General features: G+C 54.1%; 14 protein-coding genes. 4 read left to right on the top strand and 10 right to left on the bottom strand.

Annotated features, from left to right (window positions below; translation table 11 throughout):
* Window positions 1–63 precede the first annotated feature (63 nt).
* Window positions 64–402: a helix-turn-helix transcriptional regulator gene (locus tag ABLV11_RS18860; protein WP_023320494.1), complete on the top strand. Its 339-nt coding sequence runs from the start codon at window positions 64–66 to the stop codon at window positions 400–402.
* Entirely contained in the window at window positions 392–1681 is a 1290-nt protein-coding gene (locus ABLV11_RS18855) for a HipA domain-containing protein (protein WP_032726132.1), read from the top strand. The genes ABLV11_RS18860 and ABLV11_RS18855 overlap by 11 nt, the downstream gene beginning before the upstream one ends.
* Before the next feature lie 84 nt (window positions 1682–1765).
* Here ABLV11_RS18855 and ABLV11_RS18850 read toward each other — a convergent pair whose 3' ends face one another.
* The 5 genes from ABLV11_RS18850 to ABLV11_RS18830 form a co-directional block, all read right to left on the bottom strand.
* Window positions 1766–2770, bottom strand: coding sequence for a LacI family DNA-binding transcriptional regulator (locus ABLV11_RS18850; protein ID WP_064344971.1), 1005 nt, complete (start codon window positions 2768–2770; stop codon window positions 1766–1768).
* 30 nt (window positions 2771–2800) lie between these two features.
* Window positions 2801–4201 (bottom strand): sucrose-6-phosphate hydrolase, encoded by a 1401-nt coding sequence (locus ABLV11_RS18845; protein WP_134882941.1) that lies wholly within the window; start codon window positions 4199–4201, stop codon window positions 2801–2803.
* Window positions 4201–5571 carry a sucrose-specific PTS transporter subunit IIBC gene (locus ABLV11_RS18840; RefSeq protein ID WP_004111111.1) on the bottom strand — a complete coding sequence of 457 codons (1371 nt, stop codon included), beginning with the start codon at window positions 5569–5571 and terminating at the stop codon, window positions 4201–4203. The genes ABLV11_RS18845 and ABLV11_RS18840 overlap by 1 nt, the downstream gene beginning before the upstream one ends.
* Before the next feature lie 135 nt (window positions 5572–5706).
* Window positions 5707–7224: a carbohydrate porin gene (locus tag ABLV11_RS18835; protein WP_004111112.1), complete on the bottom strand. Its 1518-nt coding sequence runs from the start codon at window positions 7222–7224 to the stop codon at window positions 5707–5709.
* A 164-nt stretch (window positions 7225–7388) separates the two neighbouring features.
* On the bottom strand, window positions 7389–8312 hold the full coding sequence (locus tag ABLV11_RS18830; protein ID WP_049094463.1) for an aminoimidazole riboside kinase: 924 nt from the start codon (window positions 8310–8312) through the stop codon (window positions 7389–7391).
* A 389-nt stretch (window positions 8313–8701) separates the two neighbouring features.
* On the opposite strand from ABLV11_RS18830, the gene ABLV11_RS18825 reads away from it, so the two are divergent.
* A complete protein-coding gene (locus ABLV11_RS18825; RefSeq protein ID WP_004099916.1) occupies window positions 8702–9091 on the top strand; it encodes a hypothetical protein in 390 nt (129 codons plus the stop codon).
* Window positions 9092–9401: 310 nt separating this feature from the next.
* Entirely contained in the window at window positions 9402–9899 is a 498-nt protein-coding gene (locus ABLV11_RS18820) for an RcnB family protein (protein ID WP_004111119.1), read from the top strand.
* Between the two features lie 95 nt (window positions 9900–9994).
* On the opposite strand, the gene ABLV11_RS18815 is transcribed toward ABLV11_RS18820, so the two are convergent.
* From ABLV11_RS18815 to ABLV11_RS18795, 5 genes are all read right to left on the bottom strand, one after another.
* Window positions 9995–10687, bottom strand: coding sequence for a molecular chaperone (locus ABLV11_RS18815; protein ID WP_224226685.1), 693 nt, complete (start codon window positions 10685–10687; stop codon window positions 9995–9997).
* A 29-nt stretch (window positions 10688–10716) separates the two neighbouring features.
* Window positions 10717–12048 (bottom strand): fimbrial protein, encoded by a 1332-nt coding sequence (locus tag ABLV11_RS18810; RefSeq protein WP_017146427.1) that lies wholly within the window; start codon window positions 12046–12048, stop codon window positions 10717–10719.
* A gap of 16 nt (window positions 12049–12064) precedes the next feature.
* Window positions 12065–14512, bottom strand: coding sequence for a fimbria/pilus outer membrane usher protein (locus tag ABLV11_RS18805; RefSeq protein WP_348855631.1), 2448 nt, complete (start codon window positions 14510–14512; stop codon window positions 12065–12067).
* A 128-nt stretch (window positions 14513–14640) separates the two neighbouring features.
* Entirely contained in the window at window positions 14641–15351 is a 711-nt protein-coding gene (locus ABLV11_RS18800) for a molecular chaperone (protein WP_023329397.1), read from the bottom strand.
* 161 nt (window positions 15352–15512) lie between these two features.
* Window positions 15513–16070 carry a fimbrial protein gene (locus ABLV11_RS18795; RefSeq protein WP_004099933.1) on the bottom strand — a complete coding sequence of 186 codons (558 nt, stop codon included), beginning with the start codon at window positions 16068–16070 and terminating at the stop codon, window positions 15513–15515.
* Window positions 16071–16746 lie beyond the last annotated feature (676 nt).

Here is a 16746-nt window from a genome sequence, read left to right as displayed (position 1 = left end):
TAGTGTTCTATAAACGGGTTATAATCGCTAACTACGTTCTATTAATAAGGCATGAGAAGCATTATGGCAAAGCCGTCGACCCGAACCTACTCTCGTTACAGTCGCGACGCAGCACGGTTGCTGGGAATGATGATCCGTACCGCACGCATAGAATCCAGACTCACTATCGAGGAGCTGGCAGAACGTGCTGGCGTGTCGCGTGGGCTGGTTTATCGTGCTGAGGAAGGCGATATGGGATGTGCGATTGGCGCGGTATTTGAACTGGCGACAATAGTGGGCGTGCCGCTGTTTACGCCAGAGCGTTCTGCTCTGGCGTTACATATTGCTAATGCAGAGAAAACGCTGTCATTAATGCCGCGTGCGGTTCATCACTCAAGGAAGGTGATAAATGATGACTTCTGAGAATAGCCTTGAGCAAGTGTATGTCTGGATCTGGCTGCCTGGAGCAACAGAACCCGTTGTCGCCGGAGTGTTAAGCAGAGACAACGGTCGGTTTATTTTCAACTACGGCCGCAGTTATCTGGAGCGGAAAGAGGCGATAGCGGTTTATGTGCCGGAGCTTCCTTTAGTCAGAGGCGCAATTGTACCTGCCCCTGGTTTGCAAATGGCTGGCGCGTTACGCGATGGCGCTCCTGATGCCTGGGGGCGGCGAGTTATTCTGAACCGACTGATGGGCGCACAAGGCAGAGATACCGATCCCAACACCCTGGATGAAATGACCTACTTACTTGAGTCCGGTTCCGATCGGATTGGTGGTCTTGATTTTCAGCGCTCTGCGACGGAGTATGTTCCTCGCGCGGCCCGAGGAGCATCGCTTGAAGAGCTTATGCAGGCAGCGTCGATGGTGGAAAACGGTATACCGTTAACCGTCGATCTTGAACAGGCGTTATTTCACGGCACTTCACTCGGTGGAGCACGACCAAAAGCGATGATCGAATTTGGGAATCGTAAATTTATCGCTAAATTTTCTTCTTCAACAGATACCTATAATGTTGTTAAAGGCGAATATATCGCCATGCGCCTGGCAGGCTGCGTTGGGTTGAATGTTGCGCCTGTTCTCTTTCGCCATACTGCTGGTAAAGATGTTTTGCTTATCGAGCGTTTTGATCGCGTCCAAAGCAAGACCGGTTGGCAACGCCGCCTGATGGTGTCAGCGCTGACTATCTTTGGTCTTGATGAAATGATGGCAAGATATGCGAGCTATGAAGATTTGGCGGACATTATACGTCAGCGTTTTAGTGCCCCTAAAGAGACGCTGCGGGAGCTGTTTGGGCGACTTGTTTTTAACATTATTTGTGGTAATACCGACGATCATGCCAGAAACCATGCGGCATTTTGGGATGGTAAAAGGCTTAGCCTGACGCCTGCATATGACATTTGTCCTCAAGGGAGAGCCGGCAATGAAGCCACGCAGGCTATGCTGATCGTAGGCGAAAATCGGATGAGTAACCTTGCGGTTTGCCTGTCGGCTGCCGACCGTTTTTTACTGAGCAGACGTGAAGCCATTGAGCTTATTGCCCATTATCTTGATACGGTCCATATGAACTGGAAAGCCCTCGGTGATGAGGTGGGGTTAAGTGAAGTGGACAGAAAACTCTTCTGGGGAAGGATGTTTTTTAATCCTTTCATATTTGAAGGCGCGCCAGAAGAGATTTTGAGGCTACGTAAGTCGTGGCTTTAACGCGTCCGGTGCCACTGCATTTTCAACGCGGCAAGACAAATAGTCCGTTAACGCGTTTCGATAACCTTTTAAACCTCCGTAGTATCACCGATGCCGAAACTGCAGCGTCGCCGGCAGGTAGCGCTGTAGCGGTTCAGGCGTGTTGCCCTCGATCAGCTGACTGATTAAATCGTAGCAGTGCCAGGCCAGCTGGCGGTTATCCTGCTGTACGGTATCAATACGTAGCGACAGCGAATCGTAGAGATAGTGATCGTCAAAGCTCGCCAGGTGGATGTCGGAGTCGAGCAAATGGTGCTGGCTCATATAGCGCAGCACCCCTTCCAGCAGCCCGCAGGCGGCGGTAAATAGCGCCTTTGGCGGCCTTCCCAGACGCGCGCAGAGGGCGGCGAACATCTCATAGCCGGAGCTGGGATGGTAGTTGCCGTTGATCACCCACTCCGGGCGCAATTCAATACCCGCCCGGGCCAGACCCTGCGTAAACCCGGCCAGACGATCGCGGGAGGGCGACAGACGCGGCTGACCGCCTAAAAACCAGAACTCATCGCTATGCTGAGGCGCGATGCGGGAAATCAGCTCCGTCGTTGGGGTAATCGAATCGGTCATCACCAGCGGCAGCGCGCTTTCATTAGGACAGCGGTCAAACAGCACCACCGGCAGCTGTTCGCTGAGTTTCAGGTAGTCGGCATCGTTGTGCATACAGGAGGCGACGATCAGACCGTCAACCTGGCGGGCAATCATGTTATTGACCACCATGCTCTCCTGACCGGGGTTTTCATCGGTACAGGAGATCAGCAGTTGGACGCCTGCTTCGCGGCACAGCATCTCCAGCTCATGGGAAAAGACCGCAAAGCCGTAGTTGGTGATTTCCGGCACCACCAGGCCGATGGTGTGGCTACGGTTGTCGCGCAGCGAGCGGGCGTGGATGCTCGGCTGATAGTGCTGCTCGCGGGCAATCGCCAGCACGCGCTCGCGCGTTTCCTGCGCCACGCGCAGCTCCTTGCCACGCCCGTTCAGCACCAGGCTGGCGGTCGCTTTGGAAACGCCCGCCAGTTCGGCGATATCTTTAATGGTTACGCGTTTGGTTTTCATTACGACGCCATGAGCCTGAAAGCAAAACGCTTATTCTACCATGCATGTTCGCAGCGGCCAGTAGCAGAATGCGTCCGGCGCGCTGCCGGAGAAAATCAGCTGCGCCGGATAAGCCGGGAAGCAGCGGCTGCTCATCACCCCCTCGCCGTCGTTGATGAAAATCTCCACGCTCGACCGGTCGATGAAAATCCGCAGCGAACGGACCTCGCCGCGCCAGTAACGATAGTGCATCTCGTCGCCGGCGAGGTTGCGTCGCGCCAGGCGAATCCCGCGGGTATCGCGCTCAAGGGTCAACGCGCCGCCGAAATCGAGGCTTAACGCATCGTCCCGGGCGGTTTGCAGGGCGATTTCCATCGGCGCCAGCGGCAGGGCGTTCCCCGGCCAGCCGTGCGCTTCGCCGCGCAAAGCGGTCAGCTCGCGCAGCGGACGCTGGTAGAGCTGACCGTCGATCAACTCCAGCTCACGCAGGCAGGTCATCTGATGGATCCAGCCGTTGGCAAGAGTCGGCTGAAGCATCTCTTCGCCGTCCGGCACGCCCATCCAGCCAACCAGCAGACGGCGGCCATCGCGGGTGTGCATGGTTTGCGGGGCATAAAACTCAAACCCGGCGTCCAGTTCGTGCAGCTCGCGGTGGCTGAAAGCGGCGCGGTCGTAGTCGAAACCACCGGCCATCCATACCGCCGGATAGGTATTGAGGAAGCGCTCTTCTTCGCGAGCCATCCCCTGCGGGCAGCAGATCAGAATATGCTGGTCGCCGAGCGGAAACAGATCCGGGCACTCCCACATATAGCCGGCGTCGTCGAGGCCATTGAGGCCGTAGCCGGCGATTTCGCCCTTACTCGTCCACTGATGGAGGTCTGCGGAGCTGAACAGCAGCACCTTGCCGCGCTTTTGCCGATCCTGCGCGCCCAGTACCATGTACCAGCGTCCTTCGTGCCGCCAGACTTTCGGGTCGCGCACGTGGCCGGTGTAGCCCTCCGGCAGGGGCAGGACCGGGCCAATTTTTCGGAAGGTGCCGTCGGCGTTTTCCGTTGCCAGGCACTGCCAGGCGGTTCGGCCGCCATCGGCAAACTTCACGTTGCCGGTATAGCACAGGGTGAGCGTACCGTTGTTATCCACCGCGCTGCCGGAGTAGCAGCCGTTACGGTCATACTCTTCGTCCGGCATCAGCGCCATCGGCTCATGCTGCCAGTGCAGCAAATCGGCGGAGCTCCAGTGCCCCCAGCACTTAAATTTATGATCGCAGGCGAGCGGGTTCCACTGATAAAACAGGTGATAGCGTCCGGCAAATTCGACAAAGCCGTTGGGGTCGTTCATCAGCCCGGTAACCGGCGCATGGTGCCAGCGCGGATAGTGACTATCGGCCAGCGCGCGCGGCTGGCCCTGCATAACGGCCTGCAAAATCGCAGGCAGCCGTGATGGAAGTGACATTATTCAGCGTCCGTTTTGTATTTCAGAACCAGGGAAACCGTAAAGGCGACGCCAAAGGCGATAACCATTCCGATAATGTAGTTCAGCAGCGAGCTGGCCTGCACGATGGCCATGCCGGGGATCGCCGTCAGGCCTACCGCGGTCATGTAGACGTGCATGGATACCACCCACGCGCCGCCCGCCGCGCCGCCGATCAGCGCCGCGATAAACGGCTTCACAAAGCGCAGGTTGATACCAAAAATCGCCGCCTCGGTGATGCCCAGCATGGCGGAAAACGCTGAGGGCAGCGTGATGGCTTTAATTTTTGCGTCTTTGGTTTTGAACCACACCGCCAGGCAGGCGCCACCCTGAGCGACGTTAGCCATCGCCCAAATCGGCAGCAGGAAGTTGACGCCGATGGACGGATTGCCGAGGAGTCCGGCTTCGATGGCGTGGAAGCTGTGGTGAATACCGGTAATGACGATAACCGAATAGAGACCGCCAAACAGCAGACCAGCTAGCCAGCCGGCGTGGCTAATCAGGGTGCTGAGGACAAACGAAATACCGTCGCCGAGCGCGCGACCGGCCGGGCCGATAATCAGCAGGGCGATAAAGCCGGAAATAATCACCGTCAGGAACGGCGTCAGTATCAGGTCCAGGGCATCGGGGATCGCGCGGCGCAGCTGCTTTTCAACGATGCTCATAAACCAGACCGCCAGCAGCACCGGGAACACCGTACCCTGATAGCCGATCATGGCGATTTCGAGGCCGAAGAAGTTCATGGTATGGAAACCGGCGGCGACTCCCCAGGCGTTCGTCAGCGCCGGGTGGGTCAGAATGCCGCCGAGCGTTGCGCCGAGATAGGGGTTTCCGCCGAATTCGCGGGCGGCAGTAAAGCCAATCAGAATCGGTAGAATGATAAACGCCGCCGAGCTGCACATATCCAGCATGATGTAGATAGCGTTGCCAGGGTCAACCCAGCCGTAGGTTTTGACCATTCCCAGCAGGCCCATCAGCAGACCGGAAGCGACGATGGCTGGGATAATCGGCACGAAGATGTTTGACAGCAGGCGGGCGATGCGCTGGAATGGGTTAAGCTTTTTCGCCGCGATGTCGGCGGCTTCCGATTTACTGGACTCGCTAATACCTGCCGCCTGAATAAAAGCGGCATAGACTTTATTCACCACCCCGGTGCCGAAAATAATCTGCATCTGCCCGGCATTACGAAAGCAGCCCTTAACCCCTTCAATTTTGCCGATGGCCTGCTGGTCAGCCAGCGCGTCATCAACCAGCACCAGGCGCAGGCGCGTGGCGCAGTGCGCGGCGCTGGCGATATTTTCCTTGCCTCCCAGAAGCGGAAGCAGCGAGCGGGAAATCTGTTCAAAATCCATAGTACCCTCTGAATGCGTAAACATTTTCGTGTTGTCGTCCCGTGTTCACGGGGGCGCAGTTTCTGCGTCGTTATTGTGTCCGGGGCGACGAAGGCGTTTTGCCGCCCCGGCGGTTCCTGTCGTCTGATGTAACCGTCAGAACCAGGTTTCCATCTGCATACCGAACGACCATTCGCCGCCCGAGTTAAAACCGTTGCTGCCCAGCGCATCATCGCTGGCGTAATTATTCAGTTTTTTGCTCCAGTCCATCCAGGAGGTGTAGAAACGAATCTCCGGACGACTGAAGAAATCACCGATGCTGCCGACCTTAAAGGTTGGAGCGAAGGTGAGCTTGTAGAAGCTACCGTTCACCGCATGACGATCGTTATAACCTTCGGGTTTGAGATCCATATACTGGTAGCTGCCTTCGTAGGCGAGGGCGAAGTTCTGATTAATCTCCTGGATCAGGCGCATGTTGAACGTTGCCCACTGGTAGCTATCGCCATCGACATAGCGATCTTTGCTGCTTTGCGCCAGGATCGCCGGGGCGATAGACCAGTTTTTGCCGATCGGCGTGGTACCATAGCTGGCAATGCGCCATGTGTCGGCTCCCGAACGAAGGGCGCCGTCAGAGCCGATACCTTTAACCTCTGCGCCCAGGCCGTGACCGTAGAGCAGGGCGGTTTTGCTGCTACCGTCGCGCAGGCCGTAGAAACTGTCGTTATGCAGGCCGAGCAGCGCGTGTACGCCGGTATTTGCCGCATCGCCTTTCACCAGATTGCCGTTGGTATCTTTACGCTCGTCGTTATCTTTCGCCCGCAGACCGCTGACCATCATCTGCAGCGGACCGGCGAAGTGGTTCATGGTGAGGATATAGTTCTGCACGCTGTTGCTGGAATCATCGATGTCGCCGAAGTTACGCCCGTAAAGGGAGAAATTACTGCGCAGGCTGTCGTTCCACTTCACGTCGTAGATACCGCCGCCGGTACCGGCGAGAAACACGACGTCAGAGTCGATCCAGTGAATATCAAAGTTGTCGCGGTCAAAACGTTTCCCGGCCCACAGGGTGGAGCCTTTAAACGGCCCGGCGAACGTAGGCAGGTTACCCAGTTCGACAAAGGCCTGACGAACGTTCAGATCGCTGGTGCTTGCCGTCCAGTCGTTATAAGTGGTTTGCCCGTCGGCGACCATCACTTTGAAGCGGGTGGTGGCCCCGTTATCCAGGGTCTGCTTATGTTCAAGGTTCATTTCAACATAGGTATCGGCCTGGTTTCCCAGACGGCCGATTGCTCCGCCGGTTTCCCCCGCTGGCGTCATGTAGGCTCCGGATTTGGTGCTGGCGCCGGAATCATTCATTATTACGCCGGAGCGGGCGTAGCCGTGAAACTCAAAGCCGCTTTTCTCATCGGCCTTTTTCTCAAGTTTGGCGGTACGCTGAGCCACTTCCTGAGTCGTGTCCTGGTTTTTTTGCTGCTGCGCGGTGAGTTGCTGGACTTTTTTCTCCGCCGACTCGGCGCGGTTTTCCGCCGTTTGCGCCCTGTTTTCCGCTTCCTGCAGGCGCTTTTCCAGCGCGATGAGCCGGGCTTCAATGGTGCTGAGGTCCGTTTGCGCGTGGGCTGAGGCGGCGCCGGTTAGCAAAGCGATAAGAACCGCAAGTGTGCTTTTTCTATACATGCTGGTCGCATCCCAAAAGTAAAATGAAAAGTAGTGTTTTTTGCTAAACCGGTTTAGGCGCTATGTTAAGCCCGACCTTTAACATTTTTAAAATGAATTTGCTAAACCGGTTTAATAAATGTGATGGATGCAACAAAGTGAGCCGCGCAGGGCGGCTTTAACGATCAAAACTGGCGATTAAGATCGCGCTGATAAGGCAGGGCGGTCATCGCGCCTTTCGCCGTTGTCGCCAGGGCGCCGCAGGTTTGCGCCAGCGTGAGGGTCGGTTCCAGCGCGGCGATATCCGTCGGCATCCCGTTGGCGGCAAGGCTGGCGAGCAGTCCGGCGACAAATGCGTCTCCCGCGCCGGTGGTGTCCACGCTGACAACGGGCCTGGCGCTGAAATGGGTAAACTGCTGCTGGAAGGCGGCAAGCACGCCCGCTTTACCCTGGGTCACCAGCAGCAATTCCGGCTGATAGCGCTCGGTTATGCTGGCGATTCCATGCGCTAAATCATCACTGCCGCTGATGAATACCAGCTCCTCTTCCGATAGCTTCACCACGTTGGCCATCCGCAAAGCGCGATCGAGGCAGGCGTGTAGCAGTTCCTGATCCTGCCAGAGATCCGGGCGGATATTGGGGTCAAAGCTGACCCGACCGCCGGCATATTTGATGCGCTCCATAGCCGCGAAGGTGGTACTGCGGCTGGGCTCGGCGCTGAGCGCAATAGAGCAGACGTGCAGCCACTGCCCGGCGGCAAACGGCGGCAGGTCTTCTTCGGTGAGGAACAGGTCCGCGCTGGGGCGCACCATAAAGGTAAAGGTGCGTTCCCCCTGATCGTCAAGGTCGACTACTACGGTGGAGGTGCGGTGCTGGCCGTCGAGGTGCATATGGCTGACGTCGACCTGCTCCTGTTGCAGGGTATGACGCATAAAGCGGCCAAACGGATCGTCGCCGACGCGTCCGATAAACCCGCTGTTTCCGCCAAGGCGGGCGACGCCTACCGCTACGTTAGCCGGCGCGCCGCCGGGGCACTGCAGCAGGCGGCCTTCGCTCTCCGGCAGCAGGTCCACCACCGCGTCGCCCAGAACCCAAACTTTTGCATTCATGCTGAAAATTCTCCATAGCTAAACTTAATTAAACCGGTTTAGCACATTAAAGCATAGCGACAGAGTGAGGGGAACGTTGCAGGCGGAAAAGTGCGATTCAGGGTATAAAAACGTGAGCGGCCTTGCAAAACCGCGGTGATTTGGCCGCGCGGAGGGTCATGCCGATCGCCGCCGTCTGCATAGCGGCATCGAGCGTCAGCCCGGACGGTTACGCTACGTCGCCCATGAAAGGAATGCTGGCTGAGCAGCCGGAACCTGGACCCGGCAGGTAAAAAGCGGATAGAAAAGTCTTAAAATAGTTTTAAGAACAATCCCTAAAGCCAGACGGCAGAATCTTGTGCCATGCTGAATGCGACTCATAACATTAAGTTCGTTAGAGAGAGGACAATATGAAAAAAGCAATGATTGCGTTATCTGCGATTCTGGTAGCAGCTCCTGTTTTTGCTGCAACGACACACGCAACCGATGATACCGTCGCGGCGGCCCACGAAGGGGCGAACACCGCGAAGGAAAAACTGCACGAGGCCCAGCACCAGGGTGAAGAGCAGCAGCTGAAAGCCAAACATGCGGCAGAAGGCAAAAGCGATAGCGTAGGCAGTGAAGTCAGCGAAGGCGCGCAGAAAACCTGGAACAAAACCAAAGAAGGGACTGAGAAAGGCTGGAACGCCACTAAAGAAGGCACCGAAAAAGGCTGGAATAAGACCAAAGAGGTCAGCAAAGAAGGCTGGGATAAAACCAAGCAGGGTGCCGAAGAGCTGAAAACAAAAGTCACTGAATAATCACTGACTATTTGCTAAAAAAGGTCGCGAAAGCGGCCTTTTTTGTTATTCAGGGCATTTAATTCAGTACCGGGATAATATTGATTAATACGTTATACGGCTCTACCTCCTGGATTCCGGGCAGCATTAAGGCGGCCAGTTCATGTTTTCCCATGCGCGCGGGTAACGCTGTAACAAAGGTGAATGAATGCAGCCGACAAAAAAAACTTAAACGATGAAGGATATTAGCCAGGAATTGTCCTGGTTATAGTGTTACTCACTATTCCTCCACATTTTCCCGGTACAAAGGAAATATATCAGGAGGTGTATTATGAAAAAGATTCTTTCACTGGCAATTATTTTATCGTGTGCTTTTACTTCCGCCTCATGGGCGGATGGCCCTGGCGGCAACAGCCACGGTCAGCAGCAGGTCTGGCAGCAAGACGCCGGCCGCGGCGGCCCGGACGGCAACCGCCAGCAGGGGGCGCAGGCCAACAACCATCAGGGCAATAATCATCAGGGGAACGGTGATAACCGTGGCCCGGATCGCGGCGATAAAGGGCGCGGGGGCCAGGCGCATGATAGCCGACCTCAGGCGCGTCATGAGCAGGATCACTTTGCGTGGAACGGGCACGATTTCCGCAAAGGTCAGCCGGCTCCGGAACGTTTCCGCGGTAATGATTATCGGATTAACGACTGGAACGATCGCGGATTACCGGCACCGCCGCGCGGGCAGCACTGGTCGTATATTGACGGCAACTATGTGCTGATTGCCGCCGCGACCGGGATTATTACTTCTATCCTGATTAACGGCGCGCTGAATAACTAATATCCAGCCACCCGGTTAGCGCGGCGCTGCCGGGTGAACCGCTGCGAGCGGTACGGCTTTAATTGCCTAACAGATATTTTCCCGCGACTTTTCAGTTAGGGCTTAAGTAAGACGGTGTGTTCAACAGAAGCGCCGTCATCATTTAAATAACGAAAGCGGATCTTTTGGCCTGTGGGGGGGTTAGCGAATGCTTCCAACGGATAGATGCGACGGCTATAGGCTTTTGTCATCATATCCATCTGCGCTTTGACCCCTTTTTCCTGACCACCGTTTAACAGAGTAATAGAGGTAAATGAAACGTTGAGAGGAGAAGGATTATCACATTCTATTCCCCAACCGCCATTTTCCTGCCGCAGCCTAAAGTTCAGCTTTGCTGTTGACTCTTCAAGCGAAGTTGCAAGGGCCTTCGGCCGCCAGAAGAGTTTTAACTGGGTATTCATTGCCAGCGTCAGGCGAGCATCCTGCGACTTTTTCCCCTCCAGCGGAGGGATCTCATAGAGATTAATCCAGAACACCGACTCACGATCCGTCGGCAAGGGATCCTGGTTATATATAATGCGCAGCCCCTGCCGCTCTCCGGGTTCCAGACGGAAAACGGCGGGGAGGATGACAAACGGCGCCTGTTCAAAATCAGGATGGCCCGCACCATCGTCGATCCAGCTTTGAATAATCACCGGATAGGCATTGGTATTTGCCAGCATCAGCGTTTTTTCGCGCTGTCCTTCCGTATAGACCATCCTGGTGGCGGCAGGCATGATCCCGGCATAAAGCGGCGCGGCAGAAAGCATGCCCAGCAAGCAGATAAGGGCGCTCTTCATCATTGCATTTTCACCAGTACATAAGCCGTAGCGTAGACTTTACCCGGCGTGATGCTTTGCCCGTTTAGCTTTTTCAGGCTGGCAATGAGTGAATAAGTGTAATAGGTATAACCGCTTTTAACGCTTCCGGCCTGGGTTGCGCCCTGCATGACCGGGTACCAGCCCGCATTATTGCCTCCCGGCGTTAAGCTGGAAAAACCGGGCTGGCCAACAAAAATAAGCTCTTCGCCAGGCTTGTTGCTATGGGCAAGCGTAATGCCTACGCCCTTAGCCATATCAGCGGAAAAGTAGTTGTCGGATACCAGCGCGCTGACGCCGCCGCTGCCGTTAACCAGCCCGAGAGACTGCGCTGCGCTGTATGCACCTTCAGAAACCTGGAAACCCATCGCTGTTTGGGTGTCGCCAATGCCGGACTGAACGGTATCACTGCATTCAACTTGTACTGAAAAGGAGGAGGTGGCTTTCATTCCCGCTTCCAGTTCCGGGACCGAAATTGTCGGCAGCATCACGATGGGCGTGGCGCTACGGGCGACGCACGTGGGAACGCTGTAGATGGCGCTGCCCGTACGCATGCCGTAACCAAATCCATTATCTGCGCCCCAGAAATCAAATTTTGATGCGCTGTCCTCACCCACTTTGTCATGACTAAAGGAAAAAGAGACTGAGGCGTCGCCAGCAAGCTGAATATAGCTGTTTGGCTGCGTACAGGTATAAATCATGCCTGTGGCTTTACCAAAGGCAATACCGCTTCCGCTATTATTGTTGTTGCCACAATAGGCGGAACTGGCGGATTTGCCCGGCAGCGTGCTGACCCGATACAACTCGGCCTGCAGCGGCGGTATATCCTGCAGGCGAATTTGGATCTTACCGTTAGAAGTGGTATTCCAGCTGGAGAGCGGTAATTTCTTCCAGTAGCGGGTTAAGGTGACGCCGCCCATTGTCTGACGGATGCCAACGTAGGCGAACCACGTCGCATAGACATCGCTTAACCCATCAGGACCGCCAATATCATAGTAACCGCCAATCCGATCGTCACCGTTGGTCGCCACGAGGAAATATATACCGGAAAGATCTGCCTCATCACACTCCCAGAGCACCGTAGAGGCTGTTGCTCCGCCATAGGTATAGTTAGTGGGAGGAACGACGATGCTGGCCAGTAACGAGCCCACCGGCATAAAATATTCATCAGTCAGGTTAATTTTTCCAAACGGAATGATTGCCGTTCGCCCATCTTCCGTTTGAGGCGCGCTGGTTTTGGTGCATCGGCTCCAGCCTGGCGCGGCAGCCAGGAGTAGCATCAGAGTGATACCCAGCTTAATGATATTTTTCATTTCTACTTCGGCTCCATTAACGTGAACAGACTGAGGATAATCTGACCATCGGCTGCTCTGGCTGCGCGCCAGAAATATCAAAAGGCAGCGTGCAGCGTTCTTCTGGCTTATCTCCCCAGCGGACGACAAAGTGCCCCTGGCTTTTTTCGCTACGCACGTATATTTGTCCTCCCTGGCCCGCCATACCGATGACGTTGCCGCCCTCATCCAGGACATCCGAACCCGGCGGCAATGATTCGCCGCTGGCTAATCGGGCTTTAATTAACAAGGCTGTACCGCTACGGGTGCGAAAAACCACTTTGCTGACGGAGCCTGCCAGAGGGGCAACGCGTTTTTCGCTGTCCACCAGCTCGGCGCTACCGTCCATATTTTGCGGATCCAGCGTGACCCGGTTGTAGCGATATGGCGTCAATGAAGGGACCAGCGCATAACCCTGGTTATCAATCGTCACTTGTTGAGCGTTAAGCACTTTCGCTCCCGCTGCGCCTTTCGCTTCAACGAGGGCAAAAGTGTCGCCCAGATACGGGCCGAAAGTGAGGCCGCCGGAGTGAATAGCCAGTGCGCCCTGGGCGCTGCCGGATGCCTGCCAGTACCCGTCGCCTTTCGAAGCGTTCACTCCAACGGTGGTATCCGAGAACCGTTTTTGCAGGTTGCCGCTGAAGACGGTGTTGCGGTACTGCTGATCGCGACTGATATTCAGGCCATAGCTGGCCGTTTGCTGTTCATCAATCACCCCGTTCAGCGAACTTTGATACTGATCGCCGCCATCGGTCGAATGAGTCCAGGAGGTGCTTAATGTCGGCGCTCGCGTGCTGGAGGTGCCCAGCGGTATTGAGAATGAGAGCGAGGTGATGGTTTGCATGCTACCGTTATCGCCATAGCTGCCCATACGCTGACGGCCGACGGACAGGTTGGTGCTGATGCCGTGAAAACTGTTGCTATAGCCAAACTGTAACTGCGTATCTCGATTGCGGCCATCACGGTAATCCTGCGTCGAACCCGACAAATACAGGCTGCCAAGCTGGCCAATGCTTTGGCTCAATGAAATATCGAATCGGGAACGCTGGCTGTAGGTGGACGATTGCCAGCTATCGCCATAATGTGTGCTATCGCGCAGGCTGAGCACATCGCTAAGATCGCGATAGCCGCTGGTCGAATAGCGGTATCCGGCAAGGGAGACCGTCGTATCCGTCTCCTGAAACGTTTTGCTCCAGGAAAGGTGCGTCATCCAGCCTTCGGTATAGCCGCTATCGGGCACCTTTGCATGCGACCAGGTGAGGTCCATGCCGAGGGCCCCCAGCCAGCTACCGTAAACGCCGCCGAACATGATTGCCTGGTAGGAGTCTGCGATGCGCAAACCGCTGTTCATAGTGATGGCGTTACTGAGGCCTCGCTGCCAGGTTATGTCGCCGAATAGCGATTCCTCGCCGGTATCGCGGGTTTTCCCCAGCTCGAAGTTGTAGCGGGATATGCCCGCCCTCATCGATTCCGGTACGGCGGAGAAGGGGACGCTGAAGCGGCTGACCGATCCGTCCGCTTCGCTCACCTCAACGTCGAGATCGCCGCTATAGCTCGTCGGATAGAGGTCTGTAATTTCAAACGCTCCCGGCGCGACCGTTGTCTGGTAGATTTCCTGACCATTTTGACGGACGGATACTTTGGCGTTAGTGACGGCAACGCCACGAATAACAGGAGCGTAGCCGCGTTGAGAATCAGGCAGCATCCGGTCATCCGTAGCAAGGCTGAAGCCGCGGTAGTTCAGGCCGGAAAAGAAACGACCTGCCGTGACCAGCTCGCCCGCCGTGAGTTGGCTGCCATATTCGGGTAGAGGTCTCTGCAGGTAGCTACGGATATTTTTCCAGGTACTACCGCCATCGCGGCTCCAGTTTAAATTGGATAACTGCCGATACTGCCATTTTCCAAGATTGATCCCGCCACTTAGCGAAGCCCAGGCCGAGTCCTGATTGCCGCTATTCTTTCCGGAATAGGAAACATGATAATAGTTGCTGATATAGTTTACGAAACCGACTGAAGTCCCCGAATCCAGCTCTTCCGGGTCAACGTACCCGCGAGGCGCTCTGTCCATTTCTGTCTGGGGAACGCTGAGATTAAGACGTAGCTGCGCAACGTTCATATCCACGCTACCGCCTTTTACTACCTGCTTTAAAAAATAGCAGCGGGGGGCTGATGATGAATTGGCGGCGGTTGGCGGCGTAAGTTTAATACCCGCACTTTTGAAAAAGGTCTCAGGTAAGCAAGGAGAAACCGAATCGTCATTGAGTTTGATGAATTCAACTTCAATATTATCGACAAAGTGGCTATTTACAGAGACATCGACTCTGTATTTCCCCGGAGCGATGCTATTTTTCTTCACCAGCTGTGCGAGAGCCGACTGGCTGAATCTTCCACCGCGAAATAATTCAGGCTCGAAAATATAATCATCGGCCGCAGATGAGTCGGACAATGCATTTTCCGGAGTGCTATCCGCTGCGTACGATCCGGAGATTGATGCTATTACAGAACATAAAACAAGAGTGTATTTCACGCTACTCCGCCTCCGAATCGGTACGGTATCATTTTTATTATTGCGTTCTATAAGGTGCGCTCGTTGATGACATCTATGCCGTAATCATTGACCAAAACTAACCGCAGACGTGCGCCCTTGAGGCCGGACACCGGGGCTGAGGGTAACCACTCTGCGGATGATTGCGGCGCGACCATTTGCCTATCAGCTAGCTTAATTTCGCGACCGTTAATCACTAAACTGGCGCGACGGACAACGGCAAAGTACCCAGCGGAATTAGTGACTTTTATTTTTTTGCCGCTAAGCGAAAAGGTCATTTTCTGCGCCGTCTCTCCCGGGGTTCCTTCTATTCCCTGAGGGCGATAAAAAATTTTAACCCGATTGGTGATGGCTAAAACGAGCTGATTACTCCCACTTTTTTCCGATTTTGTCGCCGGAAGTTGGGTGAAATTCATATAAAAAATTGATTCTTTATTTTGCGGTAGACTATTGCCAATATACTTTAGAAGAACCGTTTGCGCGCTGCCCGGCTCCATGCGAAATATATTGGGCGTCAGCAGGAAGTTGCTATCTTCTTCATCAGCTGGTTTCTTTTCACTGCCATCGTCGACCTGAACCTGAACAATATAAGGTTGCTGGTCCGGATTTTTTAGCTGGATAGATTTATTGCTAGCCTGAGCAGGATAAATAATACGCGTCCCGGTCATCACTACGCTAGCACAGACATGATGACTCAAGCATAAAAGAAGCATTGCTACCAATGAGAAATAAATGCGCATCCTTCGCTTTCCTGTATTAAATTAGTACCCTAAGTCTGAGTTTAATTTGCTGCCAGAAGAGATATGTTTGGCATCGCAGCGAAATCTATCGCACACGATACAAAGAAACCGGGTGAAAACTCTGGCTGGACGAAAATGTCTCGCCAGCCAGAGCTGCGCAATTAGAAGTAGCTCAGCGTATATTCGGCTACAGAGGTAATTTTACCCGGGGTAGCGCCTGTCGCTTTAACGACATAATAACGTGCACCGAACTCGTAGCTTGCTTCAGTTTTGGTTGCTTTCAGTACCAGTCCGTTAACAGCCGTTGGGCCAGAGAGCACTACCGGATTTGAACCATCGCTTGAAGCCGTTAACTGAATACCAAATCCGACGGCGGCATCGCTGGTTGCGCGGTTGCCCAGAACGCCGGAGCCGGTATCCACATCATAGCCAAGGAATTTCGTGGCAATGTTAATATCGGTCGCCGGCGCAGTACAATCGCTGATAGAGACGGTGAATGGGGTCAGTCCAGCCGTTTGTCCATTGGCAAGGGTAGGGCCGAAGTCAGTTGTGGCTACGGTAGGCAGCATGACGACAGAGCTGGTTTGCCCGTTAATGCTGACAGAACAGGTCTGGTCGGTGACTTCCCCTTGAAAGGTAACGGTTGGGGTAGCAAAAGCTGCGCAAGGCAACATACCGAAAGCAGCGATAATTGCTATCTTCTTGAACTGATTAGTCATTTGTATATCCTTATCTAATTTTCAAAACAGGCCTCGTGATACGAGGCGTTATTACATCAACTGGCTATTCGCCTGGCTATGTAGGCCTTTCAACACACTATTTAATAAGTTTCTTTATCTCTATATTGCGGTCTTTATCAGGAGCATTAACAGAAAGTGCGTCCATGTAATATTCACGCTTCCTGAAGTTACATATTTAATCCTGGTGGTATTTTGTGAAAAGAAAAGCCGCCTCTTTTATAGGATGTTCTGTCGCGGTGATGATCTGTCAGCTTTTTATTTTCGTTACCGATGCTGTCTGTCGGGCTCTTTGTGCTAACCGTATTGTCATATTTATCATTCCCACGGTTAGATGCTAACGTAATTCTTTAGTACGCCGCACGTCAGTGAATTTATATTTTCAATGTGAAAAGATTATAAAGATGGGAAACCTCCTGGTGCAAGTCAAAAAGGCCTGGGGCTCTTATCTATCCAGGAATATTCCTAAATAAATGTTTTTGCCAATGCGCAAACATTAGCGATGTTTTGGTATTAAACTCTAATGTCGTGCATGTTCATAGTTGAAAGCTCTGATTTTAGTATGTTTTAAATTGTCTTTAATTCAGGGTTTATATATCTATAGGCTTTGTTGAATAAATCGAACTTTTGCTGAGTTGAAGGATCAGAGCACGTATCT

Source organism: Klebsiella sp. GW_Kp181 (assembly GCF_040062315.1).
Taxonomy (GTDB): domain Bacteria; phylum Pseudomonadota; class Gammaproteobacteria; order Enterobacterales; family Enterobacteriaceae; genus Klebsiella; species Klebsiella oxytoca.
The sequence above is the reverse complement of the archived record's forward strand: the minus strand, read 5'-3'. Positions and strand labels throughout refer to the sequence as shown.